Source organism: Pseudomonas mandelii, assembly GCF_002251635.1.
GTDB lineage: Bacteria > Pseudomonadota > Gammaproteobacteria > Pseudomonadales > Pseudomonadaceae > Aquipseudomonas > Aquipseudomonas mandelii_B.
Map to the genome: position 1 here is coordinate 47107 of NZ_NMOJ01000235.1, position 20209 is coordinate 67315.

Annotated in this window: 30 protein-coding genes; 19 read left to right on the forward strand and 11 right to left on the reverse strand. The window is 57.4% G+C overall.

The features are described 5' to 3' along the window. Positions 1-4: 4 nt before the first annotated feature. Positions 5-934 carry a hypothetical protein gene (locus B7L09_RS27795; protein WP_010456235.1) on the forward strand — a complete coding sequence of 310 codons (930 nt, stop codon included), beginning with the start codon at positions 5-7 and terminating at the stop codon, positions 932-934. 1 nt (position 935) lies between these two features. Further along, positions 936-1430 (forward strand): hypothetical protein, encoded by a 495-nt coding sequence (locus tag B7L09_RS27800; RefSeq protein ID WP_010456233.1) that lies wholly within the window; start codon positions 936-938, stop codon positions 1428-1430. 57 nt (positions 1431-1487) lie between these two features. On the opposite strand, the gene B7L09_RS27805 is transcribed toward B7L09_RS27800, so the two are convergent. The 11 genes from B7L09_RS27805 to B7L09_RS27850 all read right to left on the reverse strand — a co-directional run bounded on the left by B7L09_RS27805 (position 1488) and on the right by B7L09_RS27850 (position 5956). Next, positions 1488-1757 (reverse strand): pyocin activator PrtN family protein, encoded by a 270-nt coding sequence (locus B7L09_RS27805; protein WP_010456231.1) that lies wholly within the window; start codon positions 1755-1757, stop codon positions 1488-1490. Next, positions 1754-1906, reverse strand: coding sequence for a hypothetical protein (locus tag B7L09_RS32065; protein WP_158491245.1), 153 nt, complete (start codon positions 1904-1906; stop codon positions 1754-1756). The genes B7L09_RS27805 and B7L09_RS32065 overlap by 4 nt, the downstream gene beginning before the upstream one ends. Further along, entirely contained in the window at positions 1903-2322 is a 420-nt protein-coding gene (locus tag B7L09_RS27810) for a hypothetical protein (protein WP_010456229.1), read from the reverse strand. Before B7L09_RS27810 ends, B7L09_RS32065 begins: the two co-directional genes overlap by 4 nt. A 72-nt stretch (positions 2323-2394) precedes the next feature. Then, positions 2395-3207 carry a DUF2303 family protein gene (locus B7L09_RS27815; RefSeq protein WP_010456227.1) on the reverse strand — a complete coding sequence of 271 codons (813 nt, stop codon included), beginning with the start codon at positions 3205-3207 and terminating at the stop codon, positions 2395-2397. Between the two features lie 42 nt (positions 3208-3249). Continuing rightward, complete coding sequence (locus tag B7L09_RS27820) at positions 3250-3600, reverse strand: YfdP family phage-associated protein (protein WP_010456225.1); 351 nt, start codon at positions 3598-3600, stop codon at positions 3250-3252. A gap of 59 nt (positions 3601-3659) precedes the next feature. Then, complete coding sequence (locus tag B7L09_RS27825) at positions 3660-3902, reverse strand: pyocin activator PrtN family protein (protein WP_010456223.1); 243 nt, start codon at positions 3900-3902, stop codon at positions 3660-3662. Then, on the reverse strand, positions 3899-4282 hold the full coding sequence (locus B7L09_RS27830; RefSeq protein ID WP_010456221.1) for a hypothetical protein: 384 nt from the start codon (positions 4280-4282) through the stop codon (positions 3899-3901). Before B7L09_RS27830 ends, B7L09_RS27825 begins: the two co-directional genes overlap by 4 nt. After that, a complete protein-coding gene (locus B7L09_RS27835; protein WP_010456219.1) occupies positions 4279-4554 on the reverse strand; it encodes a hypothetical protein in 276 nt (91 codons plus the stop codon). The genes B7L09_RS27830 and B7L09_RS27835 overlap by 4 nt, the downstream gene beginning before the upstream one ends. 10 nt (positions 4555-4564) lie before the next feature. Beyond that, positions 4565-4936 (reverse strand): hypothetical protein, encoded by a 372-nt coding sequence (locus tag B7L09_RS27840; RefSeq protein ID WP_081853999.1) that lies wholly within the window; start codon positions 4934-4936, stop codon positions 4565-4567. After that, the gene (locus B7L09_RS27845) at positions 4933-5139 is read right to left on the reverse strand and encodes a hypothetical protein (RefSeq protein ID WP_010456215.1); all 207 of its coding nucleotides are present in this window, start codon (positions 5137-5139) and stop codon (positions 4933-4935) included. The genes B7L09_RS27840 and B7L09_RS27845 overlap by 4 nt, the downstream gene beginning before the upstream one ends. A 139-nt stretch (positions 5140-5278) precedes the next feature. Next, complete coding sequence (locus B7L09_RS27850) at positions 5279-5956, reverse strand: LexA family protein (protein WP_010456213.1); 678 nt, start codon at positions 5954-5956, stop codon at positions 5279-5281. A gap of 101 nt (positions 5957-6057) precedes the next feature. Between B7L09_RS27850 and B7L09_RS27855 the strand changes: the two genes are divergently transcribed. The 17 genes from B7L09_RS27855 to B7L09_RS27935 all read left to right on the forward strand — a co-directional run bounded on the left by B7L09_RS27855 (position 6058) and on the right by B7L09_RS27935 (position 20209). Then, positions 6058-6255, forward strand: a complete 198-nt coding sequence (locus B7L09_RS27855; RefSeq protein WP_010456211.1) for a helix-turn-helix domain-containing protein — start codon at positions 6058-6060, stop codon at positions 6253-6255. 138 nt (positions 6256-6393) lie between these two features. Further along, positions 6394-6882, forward strand: coding sequence for a phage regulatory CII family protein (locus tag B7L09_RS27860; protein WP_042933044.1), 489 nt, complete (start codon positions 6394-6396; stop codon positions 6880-6882). Continuing rightward, positions 6875-7081 (forward strand): TraR/DksA C4-type zinc finger protein, encoded by a 207-nt coding sequence (locus B7L09_RS27865; protein WP_010456207.1) that lies wholly within the window; start codon positions 6875-6877, stop codon positions 7079-7081. The genes B7L09_RS27860 and B7L09_RS27865 overlap by 8 nt, the downstream gene beginning before the upstream one ends. Beyond that, complete coding sequence (locus B7L09_RS27870) at positions 7078-9777, forward strand: bifunctional DNA primase/polymerase (protein ID WP_010456205.1); 2700 nt, start codon at positions 7078-7080, stop codon at positions 9775-9777. Before B7L09_RS27865 ends, B7L09_RS27870 begins: the two co-directional genes overlap by 4 nt. A 328-nt stretch (positions 9778-10105) precedes the next feature. Continuing rightward, the gene (locus tag B7L09_RS27875) at positions 10106-10588 is read left to right on the forward strand and encodes a hypothetical protein (protein ID WP_010456203.1); all 483 of its coding nucleotides are present in this window, start codon (positions 10106-10108) and stop codon (positions 10586-10588) included. A 192-nt stretch (positions 10589-10780) separates the two neighbouring features. Beyond that, on the forward strand, positions 10781-11119 hold the full coding sequence (locus tag B7L09_RS27880; RefSeq protein WP_042933045.1) for a phage holin family protein: 339 nt from the start codon (positions 10781-10783) through the stop codon (positions 11117-11119). A gap of 172 nt (positions 11120-11291) precedes the next feature. After that, entirely contained in the window at positions 11292-11894 is a 603-nt protein-coding gene (locus B7L09_RS27885) for a hypothetical protein (protein WP_042932705.1), read from the forward strand. Between the two features lie 4 nt (positions 11895-11898). Further along, the gene (locus B7L09_RS27890; RefSeq protein ID WP_010456199.1) at positions 11899-13914 is read left to right on the forward strand and encodes a phage terminase large subunit family protein; all 2016 of its coding nucleotides are present in this window, start codon (positions 11899-11901) and stop codon (positions 13912-13914) included. A 1-nt stretch (position 13915) separates the two neighbouring features. Then, complete coding sequence (locus B7L09_RS27895) at positions 13916-14122, forward strand: phage head-tail joining protein (protein WP_010456197.1); 207 nt, start codon at positions 13916-13918, stop codon at positions 14120-14122. Continuing rightward, on the forward strand, positions 14122-15603 hold the full coding sequence (locus B7L09_RS27900) for a phage portal protein (protein WP_010456196.1): 1482 nt from the start codon (positions 14122-14124) through the stop codon (positions 15601-15603). The genes B7L09_RS27895 and B7L09_RS27900 overlap by 1 nt, the downstream gene beginning before the upstream one ends. After that, complete coding sequence (locus B7L09_RS27905; protein ID WP_010456194.1) at positions 15600-16760, forward strand: head maturation protease, ClpP-related; 1161 nt, start codon at positions 15600-15602, stop codon at positions 16758-16760. The genes B7L09_RS27900 and B7L09_RS27905 overlap by 4 nt, the downstream gene beginning before the upstream one ends. Then, on the forward strand, positions 16757-17101 hold the full coding sequence (locus B7L09_RS27910; protein WP_010456192.1) for a head decoration protein: 345 nt from the start codon (positions 16757-16759) through the stop codon (positions 17099-17101). Before B7L09_RS27905 ends, B7L09_RS27910 begins: the two co-directional genes overlap by 4 nt. 62 nt (positions 17102-17163) lie before the next feature. Further along, positions 17164-18159, forward strand: a complete 996-nt coding sequence (locus tag B7L09_RS27915) for a major capsid protein (protein WP_010456190.1) — start codon at positions 17164-17166, stop codon at positions 18157-18159. 2 nt (positions 18160-18161) lie between these two features. Then, complete coding sequence (locus tag B7L09_RS27920; protein ID WP_010456188.1) at positions 18162-18482, forward strand: head-tail joining protein; 321 nt, start codon at positions 18162-18164, stop codon at positions 18480-18482. Then, the gene (locus B7L09_RS27925; RefSeq protein WP_010456186.1) at positions 18479-19144 is read left to right on the forward strand and encodes a hypothetical protein; all 666 of its coding nucleotides are present in this window, start codon (positions 18479-18481) and stop codon (positions 19142-19144) included. Before B7L09_RS27920 ends, B7L09_RS27925 begins: the two co-directional genes overlap by 4 nt. Beyond that, on the forward strand, positions 19137-19655 hold the full coding sequence (locus B7L09_RS27930) for a hypothetical protein (protein ID WP_010456183.1): 519 nt from the start codon (positions 19137-19139) through the stop codon (positions 19653-19655). Before B7L09_RS27925 ends, B7L09_RS27930 begins: the two co-directional genes overlap by 8 nt. Continuing rightward, positions 19652-20209: a phage baseplate assembly protein V gene (locus B7L09_RS27935; protein ID WP_010456182.1), complete on the forward strand. Its 558-nt coding sequence runs from the start codon at positions 19652-19654 to the stop codon at positions 20207-20209. The genes B7L09_RS27930 and B7L09_RS27935 overlap by 4 nt, the downstream gene beginning before the upstream one ends.

The window sequence follows — 20209 nt, forward strand, 5'->3', positions numbered from 1 at the left end:
TGTTGTGAAAGGAATCAAACCGTTTTTGGTGTTGCGATATTCACTGATTGAAAATAAGCAAGGCGCCCTTGTTCCAAAGCCCTTACCAAGCCCCAAAGGGGCGGTGGTCGTTTCTGCCCTACAAGATGACGGCCGTGAATTTGTTAAAAACAAGGTTCGTTACAGTTTTGTAGGGTTTTCTTACGTTGATCCCATAGCGAATGAATTTCCAAAGGGCAGGTTTTTGGTGGGTAAAACGGCCAAACACAAAATAACGAAAGTTGGCGATAAGATACCAGGTGATATTGTTCCTCATGATGCAGATGATTGGGTGCCAGTTATCACTGTGGTTGATATTGTTGATCAGTATGTTTTTGTTCAGCACGATTGGCGGTTTGGTACAGATGAGCAGATCGCGAATGCAATTCATGCCGGGCTTAAAGATGCGGTCTTGGATGAGTTTAATTATTCAATTTTCATCGAGCCTAAGACCATAAGGGGTGAGTTTTGGAATGTTATCAAGTCTCATAAGAAAGTGTATGAGATCGAGTTGGAACTCATATCCCCAAATATTCTGGAAACGAACGTCAAAGCTCGCGATGCTCTCAAAGCGATGAAAGAGCTTTTTGGTCAGGATGAAGTCAAGATTACACTCAGTAATGAATATGGTGACCTTAAAGTTCCAGCTTCTCCGGTAGAAGATTATGTGGACTATATTGAGGAGGGTGAAGGCAAATGGAGTGTTACGACTGAAGACGAGCATCATGGAAAAAAAGTTCATAAAAGCATATCTGCTATAGTTAAGATTGATTTGAATGTTCCGTCAGATGACGTAGTAATGCACGAGGGTCAGCTAGAGCTTGAAACAGGACAGCCTGCACCTGGACGTTCTGATCATGATGCCCGGATGGTGGCTGATGTTTATTCTGCTATAGGTGAGTTGTTGAGGCGTTAGTATGCTCCGCCTGCTACTGGTTTTTTTTACATCGTTCGGTCTTTCCTTCCTGTCGTTGTGGGGGACGGCGGGGGAGGTGAGTCCATTATTTAACAATGTCAATGCGGTTTTGTTCGTTTTGGGTACGTTGTTCGGGGCTTTGTCACTTGCTTTTTTCAATTACGTGGAAGGGGTGATGAAGGATGTCCCGAAAAAGTTGAAAGTGAAAAGTCCGCAAGTTTATGGCGTAGTTATCAATGCCCTGACTGATTTAAAGCATGAAGTTATTGTTAATGTTGTTTTGGTTGTTGTCTTGTTCATAACAGCTTATGTCGTGGGTGCCTTCGTTGAAATGGCTTTCGTGCAGGGTTTGTTTTATGCGAAATATTGGGTGTGGTGTGCGTTGTCCGTTCGAGGAGCTTGTTTGGTAAGTGTTCTTGTTGTGTTGTTTGTTCAAGCAGCAGGGTTTATGACTGCAAACAAGTTGCGTGCGGAAATATCTATGTATGGTGAGTAACGGTTTTGGTTCCTGGCTGAAAAGGCGAGGCTTAGATGTAGCCTCGCCTTTTTTGTATTAAGCCGCTCTTCCCATCAGTTGGTTTTGCTCCTTCGCCGCTTTTTCTCGTTGGCGATCAATATAGTCAGCCAGATCGTTAAGATGAATACCCAGCGCTGCTTTTTGAGTGTCTGCGCCTAATCTCACAACAGGGATATCAATCTCTCCATCGAGGCGTTTACGTTTGAATTTTTCTACAGTCAAATGCATGTAGTCCGTACAGACTTTATCAAGTGGGATAACGGCTTGACCGTTATACTGTGCCATCAATAGAAATAGAGTGTTCATGCCGCCTCCGCCATGGTGGGTGGAATCTCGCGGGTGCGGCCGTTAAGGCGGCGCAGATTCATCGGCGAGTGGTAAATGTCGAGTGGGTTACATTGGTAAACATCCCGTTCCAGCGGGGCAACGTGCTCCCGGGTGAGTATCTCCCTCATGCGGCATCCTCTTGTGTTGCTGGCACTAGCAGTGCGGCCATGGCGAGCGTTTGATCCCGCAAAGCACGAGTGTCGCGCTCCAGCTTTTTGCCAGTGCGGAATGCTCTGAAAGTCTCGGCAGCGATCCTCAGTTTTTCAGCGATATCCAGCATGGTCTGATGGTGTTCTTCACCTATGGCGTTGCTGTCCTGGGACCTTCTGGAATGCTCGGCAAGGCGTTGGTGATCGGCTCGAATGAACTGAAGGGATGCCTCAAGTTCGCGGATGGTTTTGGCGCTTTCGGTTCGTTGACTGTTGATACCTTCATCAATTCCTTCGATGCGGCCGTTAGCCAAGCCGCCTCGATAGCCGATCCAGTAGAGCAGGGCGGCCGCAATGATGATGCTGATCAGGGCGCATATTTGAATTGCTGTCATGTGCTGTGTACCTCAGTAGAGTGCGCCACCGGGATCATTGGTGAGAGGCCGGCGGCGGGGTGTTGAAGTTCGTTAACCCAGGTTGAAACTGCCGATGGTCAGTTTCGCGCTCCCGCCGACTTCTTGTTGAACGACATCCTTGAACTCTTGCGCGAGGTCTTCGCGCAATTGTTCTTCACCGATCCAGCGCAAGCGCAGCATGGGCCTGTCACCACCGGTGAGAACGGCAACACGAAGGCGGATGATCTGAACCTGCAGCCCTTCGTATGGCTCGACTGTGAACAAGAATTCAGCGGGCAGGGCTTCGGAGGATTTGGCTTCGATCTGGTCCATCGCAGAGCGAGAGGAGCTCAGGTCACCGACGACGTGTTCGCTCTTGCGTGCCTGCTCGATGCTGATGGAGCGGATGGCGCTCGCGGCTTTGCGCAAATCGATTTGAGTGTCGTCAGCTGCAATGGCTTGGAGGTTCGAAGCCCAGTCTTCAATCCAGTCGCTCAGGTCTTTCTGCGCGAACTGGGTGGAGGCAGCACGCTCGAGTGCCCGGAACGCAGCGGTTTTTTTCAGGTTGAGGGTTGCGGTGAAGTCGCCGTGTCCTGGCTCTTTGATGTTGCCCAGGTTGAAAATCACATTGCACAACATCGCTTCAGCATCGACAAAACCGGAGGCGACGGTATCGGCACTTTGTTCCATCACATAGTTGCCGAAGTCCAGCAGCGAGTGGGTGGCGAGCGCGCCACGGAAGCGGCTGCGTGCAGCTTGGAACTTCTCAATGCTGTGAATCTTCTGGTCAGATGGCAGCACCAGCGTTGGAGTGAAGGTGTTGAGGGGCTTGGCGTACGCCAGAACTGCGGTGTCTTGAATCAGCTGAATTGCTTTGGCTTCCATTGGATCGATTTCCTTTTGGTGAGAGGCGAGGAGCTGGGTGGCTTACGACCTGGCGTGGATCGGCGCGTCGTCTCGGTTGAACAACTGGCCAGCGCGAGGCGCTTCCGCAAACAGCGTTAAGCGGCCGCCCTCGTTGACGTGCATTGGTGTGTCGAGCGTGGTGTCTTCGCTGCGGCTACCGCGTTTCGTTGGCACCTTGTAGGCGAGCTTGTGATTGACCGTGACCTGGTGACTGTCGGCAATTTGCTTCAGGGTGAAAGTCAGCGTGACTGAGCCGACCTTGCCGTTATCAACAACACCTGCTGCCACTTCGGAAAGTGCGTGACCGATCTGGTTTGCGAATACGCCTGCGTTGAGTTCGCCGATGAACTCGGCGGTGTCCGTGGGTTTCATGTGCTGTGCCTCATAGAGTGCATTTTGTTTGCCTCTGGACGGCAGAGGCTACCGTTGAATCAAGCTGCTGCTCTCGTCGCTTGAGCGTCGAGGTAGTCAGCCAGGTTGTGCAGGTACACCACCGGTTTTGCTCGTACTGAGCAGTGCAGGCGCGTCACTACCAGTGCGATACGGCCTGCCTTTATCTCGGCCAGTAGGTGGCGGTCGGTGCGGATGTGCGTGAAGTACTGTTCGCGCACGGCGGTCAGGGACGGGCAAGGCGTGGCGAACTGTTTGCGAAGCTGGTCGAGTGTGTTGCTCATGCGGCAACCTCCCCGAACCCCTCCGATGGGGGCACCAGCTTGAGGCGGATCATTTCAGCCAGGCCTTCTTTGCTTTTGCCCATCGCTGCGGCGCAGATTTGGCCCTTCGCATCCGCCACCACGGCACCGAATGGATACTCCGGCGAGTTGGTCGGCGTTACATAGGCGACCTGACCTTCACTGATCACGTTGTTGACGCTGCGGAATACTTCGGCCAATTCGGTGCTCAGCACCGGCATGCTTTCCAGTAACTGGATCGCTTCGGTCGATGCACCGATCAGCGTGGCACGGCTGATGACGCCCGGGCAGTTGAGGAAGATAGGGATCAACTTCAAGGCGCCGAGGGCTTGTGTGTAGGCATTGGCTTGATTAGTTTTCATGCAGCGGCATCCTTGTTCGTGATTGTGATTCCCAGCTTCTTGGCCAGCCAGTCAACCCCTTCCTCTTTCACCATGACCACTGCGTAGTGCCGGTATTTGTTGATGGAGGGGATTAAGGTGCTGCGTGGATCCGAGTACAGATAACCTCGGTCGCGGTGCCGGCTGCCAAGGTCACCGCTGCTGTTCAAGATGCCCAACTCACGCAACCTGGTACGGAAGGCGCGGGGCTTGAGTCCGAGCAATGCTGCGGTTTCGTCCAGAGTGCGGTTCATGGCGCTGTCCTTAGGCTGCAAGCAGTTTGCGAACGTGGACCAACAAGGCTTCCGAGGCGGCGAGCGCTTGATCAATTTTCGCCAATCGGCCGGACTGCTCGGGTGGCGCGGGTTGTGCCGACTCAATTCGACCGTTCGCAATGTCCTGGATGAAGTCCCGCAGGTGCAGATGATTGGCCCGGTCCGAGCGCTTGAGGGTCAGTTCACCGGTGTGGCCGCCCAGGTCCACATTGATTACTGCACTAGTGTCGGTGAGTTCTACTTCAAGGTTTGCGTGGACGGTCTGCTCTGGACGCTGAAGCGGGCACACGGCCGCGCCGCCAACCTGAAGCATGTGGTGCAGGAGTTCCTGCTTTGCCAGTGGGATTAGATAGCTATTCATGCTGCGTCACCCCCAAACGGCCAAGAGGTGTCATCGACTGCGGCGCTGGCGAATGGCTTGATGGCTTCTGTGCATCCTTTGGGGCTGGTGATCACCAGCAATCCGGTGCGACGCTGGATGGCTTCAACGGCGGCCCGGCTACTGCATGCCGACGGGTGCAGATAGACAGGGCAACGGGTGTTGCTGTGCTGTGTGGTTTGCATGGCTCGTACTCTTTGGTGAGAGGTATACGATGCAAACGATACAAATACGTATTGATTCAGTCAATACGTATTTGAATTGATTTTGTTGTCGTGCATAAGAAAGCCCGCTAAGTGCGGGCTCGGTTTGCTCGGTAACGTATTAGAAAATTTCCAGCTTCGAAAAGACAACGCCGCAAATCATTGCATCGCTTCCTAACTCAATGATGGGCTCAGGCCATGCAGGGTTTAACGGCTTCAAGAATCGGCGACTTCCTTCCATTACTAACTGTTTGAATGTTGCCTCTTGGCTATCAACGAGCTTTGCTATGACAAGTGAGCCGTTTTCCGCGTCCTTCGCAGGGTCAACAAATATGATATCGCCGTCTCGAAAAGATCGGCGTTCATGTTGGTTAAACATAGAAAGCCCACGAACTCTGAGGGCATAGCTCTGGCTGCTATGTGAGGCCGCGCATGGCAACCATATTTCAGCATCATCAAGTGTCCGTACGTCTTCTACTTCGCACCAGGCGCCTGCCTGAACCCATGAAATTAAAGGTACGTAGCCCTTGATAGCCGGCCCTGGTTCCACGTTGGTGTCAGACGTGGATGGTGTGGCCTGATCAGTGGTCGGATTCTTATGCTCGCCTCCCTTCCAGAGCCAGTTACTACTGACCTTCAGGGCTTTGGCAATCTTTTCAACATTCTCATGACGGGGGCTGGCAACCGCATTCGTCACGATCCTATGAATTGTTGGCTGAGGAACCCCGGAGCGGCGACCGAGTTCGCCTTCAGACAACTCCATTTCCTGCATGCGTTGAGCGATGCGGTCTCCGATCACTTTTATCTGCCTTGATTCAAAAACGTATCGCCGATTGTATTGAATCGATCAATACGTTTGTGTATTGTGGCGTTCAATGCGAAAGCGCATCGGTGAACGATATGACTATCCAAGAAATGCTCGCGGAGTTGCTGCGGTCTGGTTTATCCCAGCGGGTTATCGCAGATCGCGTAGGAACAACGCAGCCGACTATAAATCGCGCAGCTAAAGGTGCGGATGTTCGGTACGTAACGGGTAAGGCCATTGAAAGCCTATACAACCAAGAAAAAGAAGCGGCTGACCTGAAGTCGGCAGCTTAAAGGGTGCCGAGCTGGGGCCTCTCACCAAAGATCCCCCAGCTCAGCTACGACGACACACAGCACATGCACATCGGTCGTGGTCGTAGGATAGGGTTTGCCCTGGACTATGGCTACACCGTAAATAGGGGATTTACGGTTATGAGTCGAACAGATCTTTTGCCGGACGCTGGTCCGGTCCTTCCACTACGCCAGGCGATTTATCGCGCTGGTCGTGACTATAAGGGCGGAATCACCGCCCTTGCTTTTGACATGGTGTTGGACAACGACACCCTTCAAAAGAAACTCAAGCTCGATGAAGAACGGCGCTGGCTGAACCCTGATGAGCTTGAAGACGTAATCAGGCTGACAACCGACTCGCGCTTGCTCGATGCGTTGATGCGTCCGGCCGGCGCGGTTTGGTATCGCCCGGTTCCGGTACCAGCAACACGGGACGCCCTCAAAGCCGTTGGGAAACTGCTCGGTGAGACCGGCGAGTTCGTGGCTGCGATGCATGACGGGGCTGCCGACAACGTCTGGGAGCTTCACGAAGTCATTGACCTAGAAAAGCAAGGCATGGACGTCATCCGCGAAATTCTCGGCATCATGGCAGGTGCGCGTCAGGCGATGGAGGATCGCGTCAATGGCTGATGATATCGACCGCGCCAATGAGCAGGCGCAATATCTGCTTGACGTTGCTATCCATCGCAACCGTCGTGTGCCTACCAGCCGCGTCAGCGCGCAATTCTGCGAAGATTGCGACGATCCTATCCCGTTGCTTCGACAGCAGACAATTGAGGGTTGCGAGACCTGTTTTCACTGTCAGGGGTTGCGGGAGGCTCGGCGATGAGTGAACCGGCAAAAGGAATAGCCATCGCCACATGGGCAAAGCGTTACATCAACACCTTCGGTCTTGCCTTGGTCGCCATTGAACCTGGTGAAAAGGCGCCGAAAGGAATTGGTTGGAACAAACCGGGCGGATTCATCACCGACCCTGCGGCAGCCGAGGCATTCTGGGAAAGAAATCCGAACCACAACCTGGGCGTCGTACTCGGACCGAGTCGCGTCTGCTCGTTGGACGTTGACGATGTGCAGTGGACGCGCCACGTGCTTTACGAGCTGCTGGGTGTGGATCTGGATGCCATGGCTGTCGTGTATCCGACCATCGTTGGTAACCCGCTAAGGTTTCGAGTTTTGTTCAAGTTGCCGGATGGTGTTGAACTGACCCGGCATTCTCTTTCCTGGCCTAATGAAAAAGACCCGGATGGGTCGATTCACAAAGGCCTGATGGACACAGCGAAGGCCGCGAAAGAGCAGGGCGATGTCACTGGCGAGGCTGCTGCCCGTGCGGAAGCTGAAGAGTACAAGCGTTTTACGGTGTTTGAGCTTCGTGCTGGCCTGGTGCAGGACGTGTTCCCTCCTTCGATTCATCCTGGTACCGGCAAGCCTTACATCTGGAAAACTCCGCCCAACGCCATGGACGGTTTGCCAACGCTGACCAGCGATCTGCTGAACATCTGGCAAAATTGGGACATCTTCAAGCGCGATGCCGAAGCAGCGTGCCCGTGGGCGATCAAACCCGCAGCACCTGCGCCGAAGGCGGTCAAGCGTTCGGCGCCGACGGCGGTTAAGTCCCCCTCAGTGATTGACGAGTTCAATCGCTGCCATGATGTTGAAGAATTGCTGCGTGCCCATGCGTATATAAAGCGGGGCAGCAAATGGTTATATCCACAAAGCAGCACCGGCCTGCCGGGAGTCACGATTAGTGAGGGCAAGGTTTACTCACATCATGGGGCCGATCCACTTGCGAATGGTCATCAGAACGATGCCTTTGAGGTGTTCTGTTTGCTCGAGCACGGCGGTGATCAGTCGAAGGCAGTCAAGGATGCTGCGCGCATGCTGGGTATGCAGCATTCAGCAAGGCCTGATCCGCGTGATCTTCCCCCGACCCCATCCGGTGATTTGAGCGAGCCAAGCTCTGGTGTCGCCATTGGCCCAAGCGACGCCGCTCCTGCATCTAATGGGGGGGCGGGGGAGGCAATGACGCTTGACCATTTGCTTCGTCGTTTCGCCTTGGTCGAAGGGACCACGCACGTGTGGGACTGCGACCAGTCTCGGGTGATGAAAAAATCAGCCTTCGAAGCACGTGTCAGCAAGTCGCTGGCCAAAGCCTGGTTGGATGACACGGGTAAGCGGTTGATCTCTGACGAGCATGTCCGAGAGATTGAACAAACGCGGCGGATGGCGGGCAAAAAGGGTGGTGTGTTTGGCATGGCACCTACAGATCGCTACGTTTACATCGATGGCACTAAAGATGTTTGGGATCGGGAGAAGAAGCGACGCATTGCCGAAGGCGCGGTGAAAATGGCTCTGGGTGACACCTATCCATTGTGGCTGAATAGCAGCGAGCGGCGGACCGTAGACGTCGAACATATCGTGTTTGATCCGACCATGACCAAGGACCCGGCGGTGTACATCAACACCTTTGATGGCCTGCCGTTGGAACCGGTCAGGGATGACGAAGCCTGCGCCAACCTTCGGTGGCTTATATCATTTTTGTGCAACCACGACGAAGCTGCTGCCGGTTGGCTAACTCGTTGGCTGGCGTACCCGCTGCAGCATTTGGGCGCCAAGATGGATACGGCCGTGCTGATGCACTCGATCATGGAGGGCTCGGGTAAGAGCCTTCTCTTTGCTGATGCTCTCGGAATGCTTTATGGCCAATACGCGGCAACGGTTGGTCAGACTCAGCTGGAAAGCAGTTTCAACGCCTGGCAAAGCCGCAAATTGTGGTCGGTGTTCGAGGAGGTTGTCAGCCGTGATCAGCGCTACAACCAAGTGGGCAAAATCAAGCACCTGATCACTGGTAAAACGGTTCGTATGGAGTCGAAGTTCATCAATGGCTGGGAAGAAGCCAACCATATGAACGCGGTGTTCCTGAGCAACGAGATTCTCCCTTGGCCCATCAGCGACAGCGACCGACGAATGTTGGTGATGTGGCCCATGGAAACCTTGCCGGTCGAGCGGCAAAAGGCGATCGGGCATGAGCTCAAACAAGGTGGCGTGGCGGCGCTGTATGGATGGTTGTTGTCCATCGAACTCGGGGACTTCAACCAACGTACGCGACCGCCATCGACTGATGCACGTGAGCGCTTGGTCGCTTTGAGTCGGGCTGGTTGGCAGACGTTTCTGCATTTGTGGAAATACAGCGAACTGGGGCAGGGACTTTGGGGGCCGTGTCTATCGACTGACCTTTATTCGCTGTTCCTCGAGTGGTGCCAGCGCAATAAAGAGCACGTGATGAGTCAGACGAAATTCTCGTTGTTCATCAGTTCTGAGGTGGATAAAACGCGGGCCATTCCTTGGACTGATGGCAACAACCGCCGCTTTGGTGCGTTCTTCTTTCCCGTGGATCCTGATGCTTCCCCACCCCCATCACTGAAGGCGGCCGAGCTGGGCAAGCAGGTGGAACATTGGCGGGCCAAGGCGAAGTTGGCGGGCTGGCACGTGGACAGTTGGGACCACATCAAGGCGATCGCCGCATGACTACCTCTATAAGTGTGTTGGGTGTGTCGGGTGTGTGTCGGGTTGAATTTGAAGACCCTACACATTTTCAGTCCCTGTATTACGCGCGATTACGGTTGTTGTGTGGAGTGTGTTGGGTTTCGTGTCGCGCACGCGCATGCATGACGTTATTTGAATCGATTGTAACGGGAAGAATTTTTTCTTATGCGATGACAGATAAACCCAACAAACCCAACACACCCCACCCAAGCTTGATAAAGGTATTGAATTCAAAGGCTTTTACTTGTGTTGGGTTTGTGTCGGCTATTGGTTTTTCTGTGTTGGGTTCGCTTCTTCGGGGGGAAGGACAATGATTGAGGCGATGGAGGTACTGCTGAAGCACTGGGGTGAGCAATGTCGGCACAACGGCGAGGCCGGGGGGATGAGCAGCCCGATGGCAACGATTATGGAATGGGGCGGTTGCGCGCCTCGCGGAACACCAGGCTCCCGAATCATCCTCGGCGCTGGAGCAGGTCCCGATAGCGTCGCTCAAGAGATCGGTGCAGCATTGTCCGAGATCGCTCGACAAGACGAACGTGGTGAACGATTGCAGCGCTTGGCGGGATTGCGTTACGGCGATGATCCGGCGCCTACCTGGATCATGCAGATGCATGAGCTAGGTTATGTCGCCAAGGCCAAACAAACCTATTACGACTTGGTGCATAGCCTGCATCAGCGTCTGTTGGAGGTGTTGACTGAGCGTGCTGATGCCCGCAAGTGGCTGACCACTGGTCGGGGAGGGATGCCTCAAAGTCTCCTCAAAGTTGCGTCAAAGTTGCGTCGAGCCGGTTAACCGAAAATGCCCCCTTTTCGGTTCCGTACTCAGGGGGTAAAAAGTCACCACGATATGGATTTTGCGCCTTGGCGCTTCCCCCGAGCACGTGCTGTGCACTTCGTCCTGGCCTGCGCCGCGACACTGAAAACCCTGCCCACCGGCGGGGTTTTCTTTTTTGTGTTCGGCACGTTCATTCACTTGAGGCACAACATGACAAATGAGCAGCAAGCGCTGGCAGAGATGCCGATCTGGTTAGTGATCGTCCTGGCTCTGGTCGGTGGCGTATCCGGTGAAATGTGGAGAGCCGATAAAGACGGTGCACGAGGTTGGGCATTGATGCGGCGTCTTGCACTGCGTTCCGGTGCCTGCATTGTCTGCGGCGTGTCGGCGATGATGTTGATGATCGGCGCTGGCATGACGATCTGGACCGCTGGCAGCTTGGGCTGCCTGACTGCAATGGCCGGTGCAGATGTTGCCATCGGGTTGTACGAACGCTGGGCCGCCAAGCGGCTGGACGTCTGCGAAGGACCACCTACCAGTGGCAAGTAGGGGTAACGAATCGCTCCGGCGCGCCGAAACCGCCGGGGACCCTGGGGTTATCTCGCGGGTACGGGGTCGGAAACCCGCGGGAAGTTGTTAGCGGCAGGGTTGTCAGCTTACTGAAATTCAATCCATTGAAATTGAAAGGTTCCCATTGAAAAGCCGTTGAAAAGGAGGGCTTATGACAGAACCAATGTACCTGTCAAAGAGCGCCTTCGCGGCTCGGATCGGCAGGGCGCCCAGCTACATCACTTGGTTGAAAAACAACAACCGCCTGGTACTGACCGCCGACGGTAAACAGGTCGATGTCACGGCCAGCGAAGCGTTGATTCGCGACACCGCTGACCCCAGTAAGACTGCTGTCGCTGACCGCCACCACCAAGATCGGCTTCAGCGTGACGTTTACAGTCAGCTATCCAGCCAGGTCGAGCCGACTTCAACGGCTGCGCCGCCGCTCGTGATCACCCCTGCGGGGCAGCTCCCCGATTTCCAGAAGGCCCGCGCACTGCGCGAGCACAACCTAGCCCAGCTCGCCGAGATCGAGTTGCACAAGGCTAAAGGCTCGCTGGTAGCTCTGCCGGCAGTTCAAACCGGTGCCTACAACGCCGGTCGCATGCTGCGCGATCAACTGCTGGGGATGCCTCCGCAACTGGCGCCGGAACTGGCATCCATGACCGACCCTTGGGAAATCGAAAAGCACCTCACGGCGGCGATCCGCCGCTCGCTGGAAGACGCCGAACGCATGTCTTCAGCGGACCTTGAACACGCACTGACCACGAGTTAAGCCCATGCCCACTGGATTCCCTGACGGTGCAGAGGTGTACCGCGAGGCGTATTTCCGTGGGCTACGGCCCGACCCGGACGTCTGGATCGATCAATGGGCTGACGAGTACATGCGGATCCCGCGTGATACCGGCGCCGCTGAGCCGGGCCAGTACCGCACCTCGCGTACGCCGTATGCCCGCGAGCCCATGCGCTGCCTGTCGCCGGCTCACCCCTGCAAGCGCGTAATCACCATGGTCGCGTCGCAGTTGATGAAAACCCAGATCGGTCTGAACTGGATCGGTGGCCTGATGCACATGGCGCCGTCAAATATCCTGGCACTGTTGCCGAGCCTCGGCCTGGCCAAACGGGTGTCCTCTCGGATCGGCAAAACGATCAAGGCGACGCCGGTTTTGCGCGAACGTGTGGCGGCTAACCGCTCGCGGGATTCGCGCAACACCATGGACACCAAGGAGTTCGAGGGTGGCACGTTGTACGTCACCACCGCCGGCTCGGCCGCCAACTTATCGGAGCTGTCGGCCCGCTATGTTTACGGTGATGAGATCGACCGCTGGGAAGTTGATATCGGTGAGGAGGGCGATCCCATCGAGCTGGCGGAAACCCGGGGTAGTACCTTTGGCCGCAACGCCAAGTTCTATTTCTCCAGCTCGCCGACGATCAAGGGCGCCTCGCGTATCTCCGACCTGTTCGATGGCAGCGACCAGCGTCACTACTACGTGCCTTGCCCGACTTGTGGGCACATGCAGACCCTTGAATGGGATCGGCTGCACTACTCAACGGATTTTAGCGTGGTGCACTACCAGTGCGCCGGGCCTGAGTGTGACGTGCTGATCGAGGAGTACCACAAGGGCGAGATGCTCGCCAAAGGCGAATGGCGGGCGCACGCCGATGGCGACGGCGAAACCGTTGGCTTCCACCTCAACGCGTTGTATTCGCCGCTGGGTTGGATGGATTGGAAGTCGCTGGCCAAGCAATTCGAGAAGGCGAAGAAGGCCCAGGCCAAAGGCGATCTTGAGCCCATGCAGGTGTTCTACAACACCCGTCTCGCGAAGGTTTGGGACGCGGCTCAGGAGCAGACCAAAGCAGACGTCCTGAGGCAGCGGGCGCGGTTGGAAGGATACAGCCTTGGCTCAATGCCAGCGGCGGTGATGATGATCACCGGGGCCGTCGACGTTCAGGCCAACCGGCTGGAATTCATGGCCATGGGTTGGGGGGCCGGCATGGAGCGCTGGGTTGTTGATTTCCAGATCGTTTCGGGCGATCCCGCCGACGAGCGCACCTGGGCGGCTCTGGATGAATTGCTCAAGGCTAAATATCGCCATCCGTGCGGTGTTGGCTTGGGCATTCTGGCCACCGCTGTCGACTCCGGCGGTCACCACACCGATGAGGTTTACCAGTTCTGTCGTGTTCGTCGCTGGCGCAACGTGTTCGCCATCAAAGGTGCAAGCAAACCCGGCAAGCCGGTCATTGCTCAACGCCCCTCGATGGTCGACGTGACCTGGAAAGGCCAAACCGAACGCAACGGTGCTGAGCTGTGGTTCGTCGGTACCGACACGGCAAAGGACTGGATTTACAACCGCTACCCGTTCGAATCCGGTCCGGGTGCGTTGCACTTTGCCAATGACTTGCCGGATGACTTCTTCGATCAGTGCGTCGCAGAGCGCAAGGTTGCGCGCTACGTACGCGGTCACAAGCGCATCGAGTGGGTCAAGGGCAAAGCCGAGCGCAACGAAGCGCTCGACCTGATGGTGTATTGCCTGGCCATGGCGCATTACCTGGGCCTGAATCGCTACAAGGAACACGACTGGGAGCGCGTACGTCAGTCCCTGGCGCAGTCCGGACTGTTTGACGAAGCCCTGGGCAGCAAGCCCGTTCAAGGCGAACGGGTCGATAGTCTTGGTTCAGCAACACCGACTCGGCAACCGGCGTCACCACCCGCTGTTCCGGTCGTGCAAAGGCGCCCCGCAGCAACACCACCTCAACGCCGCAGTTCCACCAGCGGTTACCTGAAGAGACGCTGATATGTCATTTACCCAGAAGCACCTCGACGCGGTTGAGGCGGCCATCGCTCGCGGTGAGAAAGTCGTCCGCTACACCGATCGCACCGTGGAATACCGCACCGTCGACGAGCTGCTCAAGGCGCGCGAAGAGATTCGTTCGTCGCTGGTCAACGCTGCCGGACCGCGCTCGCGCGTGGTTCGGCTTTACCACGGGGGCAAGGGAGTCTAATGGCCCGACACTTTCCGACGCTCACCCGTAACGGGTTCGTGTTGCCGTCGAACATCAAGGCCAGTTACGAAGGTGCCGGGGAGGGCCGACGCTCCACTGGTTGGGATGCTCCCGACAACGGGATCAACAGCATCAACACCCCGGCACTGCGCAACCTGCGTTCGCGCTCCCGGGCAGCGGTTCGCAATGACCCGTATGCCTTCAACGTGATCGACAAGCGCGTCAGCAACCTGATCGGCACGGGCATCACCCCCCGGCCGACCACTGACGACGATGCTTTACGCAAATTGCTGCAGGAGCTGTGGGGCGATTGGGTCGATGAATCGGACGCGGATGAACGCACAGATTTCTACGGCCAGCAGGCCCTGGTAGCGCGCACGGTTGAAACCTCTGGCGAGTGCTTCGTGCGGCTACGACCGCGCAGCCTGGACGAGGGTTTGGCGGTTCCGCTGCAGCTGCAGATTCTGGCGCCGGAGTTCGTACCGCATGACAAGTACGAGAGCACCAAATCCGGCAACGTTATCCGCGCCGGGATCGAGTTCAATCCCGGCGGCAAACGGGTGGCGTACTGGATGTACCTGTCACATCCACGCGACGCGTCGTCGTTGAACGCCGGCTACAACCAGCTGGTGCGGGTACCGGCGGCCCAGGTGCTGCACATCTTTGAACCGGTCGAGCCGGGTCAACTGCGCGGCGTGCCGCGATTGTCGCCTGTGCTCAAGCGTTTGCGCAGTCTCGACAACTACGACGACGCGGTCTTGTTTCGCCAGGAGGTGGCCAACCTGTTTGCCGGCTTCATCAGCCGGCCGGCTTCGGACTCGGGGCAGACGCCACGAGATCCGGTCACCGGCCAGCTGTTGGATCTCGATCGTGACGGCTTCACCCCGATGGTCGCGCTGGAGCCCGGCACCATGCAGGAGTTGGGACCAGGTGAAGAGGTGGAGTTCTCCAAGCCACCGGACGCGGGCAACAACTACCCGGACTTCATGCGGCAGCAACTGATGGCCGCCGCCGCTGGGTCCGGCACGCCTTACGAGATCCTCACCGGCGACATGCGCGGGATCAACGACCGAGCGTTACGTGTGGTGCTCAACGAGTTTCGGCGCCGCCTGGAACAACTGCAATTCGGTGTCTATGTCCACCAGCTCTGCCGCCCAGTACGGGCCGCCTGGATGGACATGGCCGTGTTGTCCGGTGTCCTGGTGCTGGGCGATTACGCGCAGAAGCGCCGTGACTATTTGCGTACCCGTTGGGTGCCGCAAGGTTGGGCCTACATCCAACCGGTGCAGGACGTTCAGGCGCGACGGATGGAAGTGCAGGCTGGCTTTGCCTCGCGCAGCGAGATGGTCCTGCGCACTGGCTACGACGCCGAAACGGTCGACCTGGAAAACGCCGCCGATCTGGCGCGGGCCACCGCACTGGGCCTCAACTACAACACCCTGGATGCCGTCGAGCCAATCGACGACAAGGAGCAACCATGAGCAAAAAAGCGCGACCGCGCGTTTACAACCGGGCAGGCCAGCGTGTGCAAGTTCAGGACAAAACCTGGTACGCGTTGCAGTCTAGCGGCGAGGACACCGAGAGAGTGATCGAAGTCTTTGTCTATGGCGAGATCGGCACCTGGGGCATTACTGCCAATCAATTCGTGCAGGATCTGCGCGCCATAGACGACGGCGTCTCGCCGGTGATCGCGGCATTCAACAGCATCGGCGGAGATTTGTTTGACGGGTTGGCGATGCACAACGCGCTGTCGCGCCTGGGCGAGCGCTGCACCGGCCGGATTGATGCGTTGGCCGCTAGTGCGGCCAGCGTGGCGGTGTGTGGTGCACACCGTGTCGTCATTGCATCGAACGCCATGCTGATGATCCACAACCCTTACACCTATGCCGGAGGCGACGCGGAGGACTTCCGCCGGGTCGCTGATGTGCTGGATCAGACCCTGGAGGCGATCATCGCGGCCTACAAGGCCAAGGCGCCGGACATTGATGACGCGGAGCTGCGGCGCATGGTCAACGCCGAAACTTGGCTGACAGCCAATGAGTCGGTGGCACTGGGTCTGGCCGATGAGGTCGGCGACGGCATTACGGTCAAGGCCTGCCTTGGCCAAGGGGCCGTGCTGCAGCGTTACCAGCATGCACCGGCTGAACTGGTGGCCCAGCTCGACGAAGCATCTGAACCGGATCCGGACCTGGAGCCGGATCAACTCGACCCGCCCTTGGTGCCGCCGGTGGTCGATTCGGCCAAGTTGGCACTGATGATCACCCAGCGCTGCACGGCGGCGGGCATCAGCAACCTGGTTGAGCCGCTGCTCAGTTCGACCCAGCTCGAAAGCGAAGAGATCGTCCTGGCCGGATTGGCGCGTGCCAAGGCGGTGAATGACCTGTGTGTGGCCGCCCGCTTGCCAGAGTTCAGCGCCGAGTACGTTTCAGCGGGGCTGGATGCTGCAGCGGTTCGAGCCCGTCTGTTCGACAAAATTGTCACCAGCGGTAAGGGCTTTGAAATCGACAACAGCCTGCCGCTCGACCACGACCCGGCACCCAAGGTGCTCGCCAAACAACCTGATCCCACCTCGATCTGGGCTTCGCGACAAGCGGCCCAATCTGGAACTGCGCGCGGCGCGAAAGGAGCAAGAGCATGAACATCAAAAAAGAGCCGATCCACGCAGGTGAGTTTCTGCTGTCCGAGGGCGCTGGGAACATTTCTCGGGAAACGATCAACGTCGCCGCTGGCCCCGCGCTGAATCCGGGGCAGGTTCTCGGCCTGGTGACGGCCACAGCCGAATTCGCACCGTATGACTCTGCTGCCACAGACGGTACCGAGGCGGCCGTGGCGATTCTCTACGGGCCATTGGGCGAGTCGGACATTGTGCGTCGGGGGCGCGCCGTGGTGCGTTTGGCTGAAGTCAGCGAAGCACACCTGACCGGGCTTGACCCTTTGGCGGAACAGGCTTTGGCCAGCCATTTCCTGATTGTTCGCTAAGACTATCCCTTACGTTTATCCGGCCCGCCCTGAGCGGGTTTTTTCATTTCTGGAGAGTACCCATGGCCGAGATCGCCATTTTTGACGACGAAGCGTTTACCGTTACCGCGCTGACTGCTGCACTCAACGATCAACCCTACCTCCCGGGCCGCATCAGCGCCCTTGGCCTGTTCCGCGAAGAAGGCATCACCACCCTGACCGTGCAGATCGAAAAGGACGGCGACACCCTGGCGCTGGTGCCGGCTGGTGAACGCGGCGGCTCTGGTCTGGTGGTCGCGGCGAGCAAGCGCAATCTGATCCCGTTCAACACCGTGCACCTGCCGGAGCGCTTCACCATCAAGGCCGACGAGATTCAAGGTATTCGCGCCTTCGGTACCCGCACCGAGTTGCAGGCAGTGCAGGATGTGGTCAATACCCGTCTGGCCAAAGCGCGCCGTCAGTTGGACGCAACCCACGAGTTTCAGCGTATGGGCGCGCTCAACGGCTTGATCCTGGATGCCGATGGTTCGACGGTGCTGCTAGACCTGTATGACCGCTTCGGAGTAGAGCGTCAGAAGCTCTCCATGGGCCTGAATGATCAAAGCACTGAACTGCGGGTCAAGTGCCTCGAAGCGCTGGACATGCAGGAGGACGCACTCGGCGCCGTGACCAGCACCAATTCCCGCGCGTTCTGCGGCAAGCATTTCTGGAGCAAGCTGATCGCTCATAAGGCAGTAGTTAAAACTTACGAAGGAACGTTACAGGCTGCGGCGTTACGTGGCGATGCTCGGGAGAGTTTTGAGTTCGGCGGTATTACTTGGGAGCGCTACCGTGGCAAGGTTGCCGGTGTGTCTTTCGTCCACGACGACAAGGCGTTGCTGGTTCCTGAAGGTGTTCCTGATCTGTACATCTCAGTGTTCGCACCGGCCGACTACATGGAAACGGTCAACACCCAGGGCATCCCGTACTACAGCAAGATTGAACCGATGCAGTTCGGCAAGGGCATGGCTGGTGAAGCCCAGTCCAACCCGTTGCACCTGTGCACCCGGCCGCGTGCACAGATCCTGCTGGAGCTCTGACCGTGGGCTTTCGCGATCTGATTGCCGAGGTCGATGCGGTGGTATTCGAAACGCTGGGCGACAGCGCGCGGATCGAGGGCCGAGCTGAACCGGTGCTCGGCATGTTCGCCGCGCCCTGGTTACAGCCCCAGTTCGGCAAGCTCAACACCGGATTGCGTGAGCCGAGGTTCGAGATCCGCGTCAGCGATTCGCACGGCCTGGAGCAGGGCATGCTGATCAGCATCGATCTGCCCGCGCTGGATGGCGGTGGCGATTACGACCTGCTGCAGCTGGAACCGAGTGGCGACGGTCTGGTTGCCTTGATTCTGAGGATGCGCCCGTGAGCGTCGGCAGCTACTTCAAGCCGTCGGCCGGTGGTGGGATGATTTCCATTCAGTCCTCGACGGCAGACCTGAACGCGTTCCAGGACTTCGCCAAGCTGGTGCCCAAGGCTGCAGCAGCTGCGCAACGTCGTGCGATCAACAAAACGTTAGGTTGGCTGCGTACGCATATTGCCCGGGCCGTCAGTCGGCAGGAACGTATTGCCGTCGCGGCGGTTCGTCAGCGCTTGCGTAGCTACCCGGTCGCCGGTGGGGCCACCAGCGGCAAGTTGTGGTTCGGTTTGAATGCCATCGAGTCCAGTCGAATCGGTCGGGCACGACAGTCTGGCACTGGCGTGTCGGTGGCCGATCGACGTTATCAGGGCGCCTTTCTCAAGAGGGTCTACGGCAACAAGCCCGACATCTGGATTCGCACTGCGAGCAAGCACTTCAACGCGGACGACTATCCCGACAGCACAGTGTCGTCGGCCGGTGGCGCCAGTTCGGGTTGGGTGGCGGAAAACGGCAATCGCTTCCCGCTGGCCAAAGCCAAAGTGTCACTGGAACAAGCCCGCCCGCACTTCGACAGTTGGGTCAAACGCGCCGATGCGCGCCTGCTGGAAATTCTGCGGCAGGAATTCAACTTTGAGCTGCAAAAGTATTTGAAGGGGACGGCCAATGTTTGATGAGCCTTTCAGTCTCGACCAGCTGTACCGGGCAATAGAACAACACCTGAAGGCTCATCTTCCAGGCGTTCACGCGGTGACAGCGTGGCCGAACATCAAGGATCGCATTGCACTGCCGGCGGTGTTCATCGAGTTGGCTGAGATGGAACCTGGTGTCGACATCGGAACGGGGCAGACAACCGTTATTTGCAAGTTCGAGGCCCGGATCATTGTTGACCCGATACGCCCCCAGCATTGCCAGCAAGCCGCGCACCTGGCAGCGCAGCTGGCTGTCTTGTTGCGACTGCAAACGTGGGGGCTCGAGGTAGAGCCTGCCGAGTTTGTTCAGGCGATGCAGGACTGGACCAAGCCGGAGCTGGATGGCTACGTGGTCTGGTTGGTGGAGTGGACGCAGCAGATCTACCTCGGCGAGGAAGAATGGCCGTGGCCGGACGAACCGCCGGGCACCCTGATGCTGGGCTTCAACGACGACGTCAAACCCGACTTTTTCAAACCTGAGGACCTGCCGTGAGTTACGCGTGCGCCGAGCATGACCGCATGATTGCAGCCATGTTGATGCCGTGTGCGGTAGTCGGCGTCGATCTGGTTGCACCTGCAGTGCGGGTGTCGAATGGCGAGTGGACCAGCGCCTGGGTGCGTTGGCACAGCTTGGCCGCCGGTAAGGCGCGACACTGGCGCGTGCCAAGCCTCGGTGAGCAGGGGGTGTTGTTCAACCCCAGCGGTCAGGCCGGAATGGGCACTTTTGTTCCGGGCTTGTATGGCAACGCTGGCGCGCCACCGGATAACCGCGACCATGTCGAGGTCTGGCGTTTCGACGACGGTGGTTCGCTGGTCTACGACTGGCAGGCCAGGTCCTACGCCATCACCCTGCCAAGCGGCACGGTGACCATTAAAGTCGCCAGTACTGAGGTGATCGTAACCGATGCCGCCGTTACCGTAACGACCGGCAATATCAACCTGAAAGCGGCGGTGACCATCGACGGTGCGCTACACGTCACGCAGGGCATCACCAGTGCCGGCGCGATCATTGACACCGGTGGTAACAGCAACCATCACACGCATTAA

Bases quoted from the DNA above. Each gene is read 5' to 3' on its own strand.
- B7L09_RS27800 (WP_010456233.1), top strand. From the start codon at position 936: ATGCTCCGCCTGCTACTGGTTTTTTTTACATCGTTCGGTCTTTCCTTC.
- B7L09_RS27805 (WP_010456231.1), bottom strand. From the start codon at position 1,757: ATGAACACTCTATTTCTATTGATGGCACAGTATAACGGTCAAGCCGTT.
- B7L09_RS32065 (WP_158491245.1), bottom strand. From the start codon at position 1,906: ATGAGGGAGATACTCACCCGGGAGCACGTTGCCCCGCTGGAACGGGAT.
- B7L09_RS27810 (WP_010456229.1), bottom strand. From the start codon at position 2,322: ATGACAGCAATTCAAATATGCGCCCTGATCAGCATCATCATTGCGGCC.
- B7L09_RS27815 (WP_010456227.1), bottom strand. From the start codon at position 3,207: ATGGAAGCCAAAGCAATTCAGCTGATTCAAGACACCGCAGTTCTGGCG.
- B7L09_RS27820 (WP_010456225.1), bottom strand. From the start codon at position 3,600: ATGAAACCCACGGACACCGCCGAGTTCATCGGCGAACTCAACGCAGGC.
- B7L09_RS27825 (WP_010456223.1), bottom strand. From the start codon at position 3,902: ATGAGCAACACACTCGACCAGCTTCGCAAACAGTTCGCCACGCCTTGC.
- B7L09_RS27830 (WP_010456221.1), bottom strand. From the start codon at position 4,282: ATGAAAACTAATCAAGCCAATGCCTACACACAAGCCCTCGGCGCCTTG.
- B7L09_RS27835 (WP_010456219.1), bottom strand. From the start codon at position 4,554: ATGAACCGCACTCTGGACGAAACCGCAGCATTGCTCGGACTCAAGCCC.
- B7L09_RS27840 (WP_081853999.1), bottom strand. From the start codon at position 4,936: ATGAATAGCTATCTAATCCCACTGGCAAAGCAGGAACTCCTGCACCAC.
- B7L09_RS27845 (WP_010456215.1), bottom strand. From the start codon at position 5,139: ATGCAAACCACACAGCACAGCAACACCCGTTGCCCTGTCTATCTGCAC.
- B7L09_RS27855 (WP_010456211.1), top strand. From the start codon at position 6,058: ATGACTATCCAAGAAATGCTCGCGGAGTTGCTGCGGTCTGGTTTATCC.
- B7L09_RS27860 (WP_042933044.1), top strand. From the start codon at position 6,394: ATGAGTCGAACAGATCTTTTGCCGGACGCTGGTCCGGTCCTTCCACTA.
- B7L09_RS27865 (WP_010456207.1), top strand. From the start codon at position 6,875: ATGGCTGATGATATCGACCGCGCCAATGAGCAGGCGCAATATCTGCTT.
- B7L09_RS27870 (WP_010456205.1), top strand. From the start codon at position 7,078: ATGAGTGAACCGGCAAAAGGAATAGCCATCGCCACATGGGCAAAGCGT.
- B7L09_RS27875 (WP_010456203.1), top strand. From the start codon at position 10,106: ATGATTGAGGCGATGGAGGTACTGCTGAAGCACTGGGGTGAGCAATGT.
- B7L09_RS27880 (WP_042933045.1), top strand. From the start codon at position 10,781: ATGACAAATGAGCAGCAAGCGCTGGCAGAGATGCCGATCTGGTTAGTG.
- B7L09_RS27885 (WP_042932705.1), top strand. From the start codon at position 11,292: ATGACAGAACCAATGTACCTGTCAAAGAGCGCCTTCGCGGCTCGGATC.
- B7L09_RS27890 (WP_010456199.1), top strand. From the start codon at position 11,899: ATGCCCACTGGATTCCCTGACGGTGCAGAGGTGTACCGCGAGGCGTAT.
- B7L09_RS27895 (WP_010456197.1), top strand. From the start codon at position 13,916: ATGTCATTTACCCAGAAGCACCTCGACGCGGTTGAGGCGGCCATCGCT.
- B7L09_RS27900 (WP_010456196.1), top strand. From the start codon at position 14,122: ATGGCCCGACACTTTCCGACGCTCACCCGTAACGGGTTCGTGTTGCCG.
- B7L09_RS27905 (WP_010456194.1), top strand. From the start codon at position 15,600: ATGAGCAAAAAAGCGCGACCGCGCGTTTACAACCGGGCAGGCCAGCGT.
- B7L09_RS27910 (WP_010456192.1), top strand. From the start codon at position 16,757: ATGAACATCAAAAAAGAGCCGATCCACGCAGGTGAGTTTCTGCTGTCC.
- B7L09_RS27915 (WP_010456190.1), top strand. From the start codon at position 17,164: ATGGCCGAGATCGCCATTTTTGACGACGAAGCGTTTACCGTTACCGCG.
- B7L09_RS27930 (WP_010456183.1), top strand. From the start codon at position 19,137: ATGTTTGATGAGCCTTTCAGTCTCGACCAGCTGTACCGGGCAATAGAA.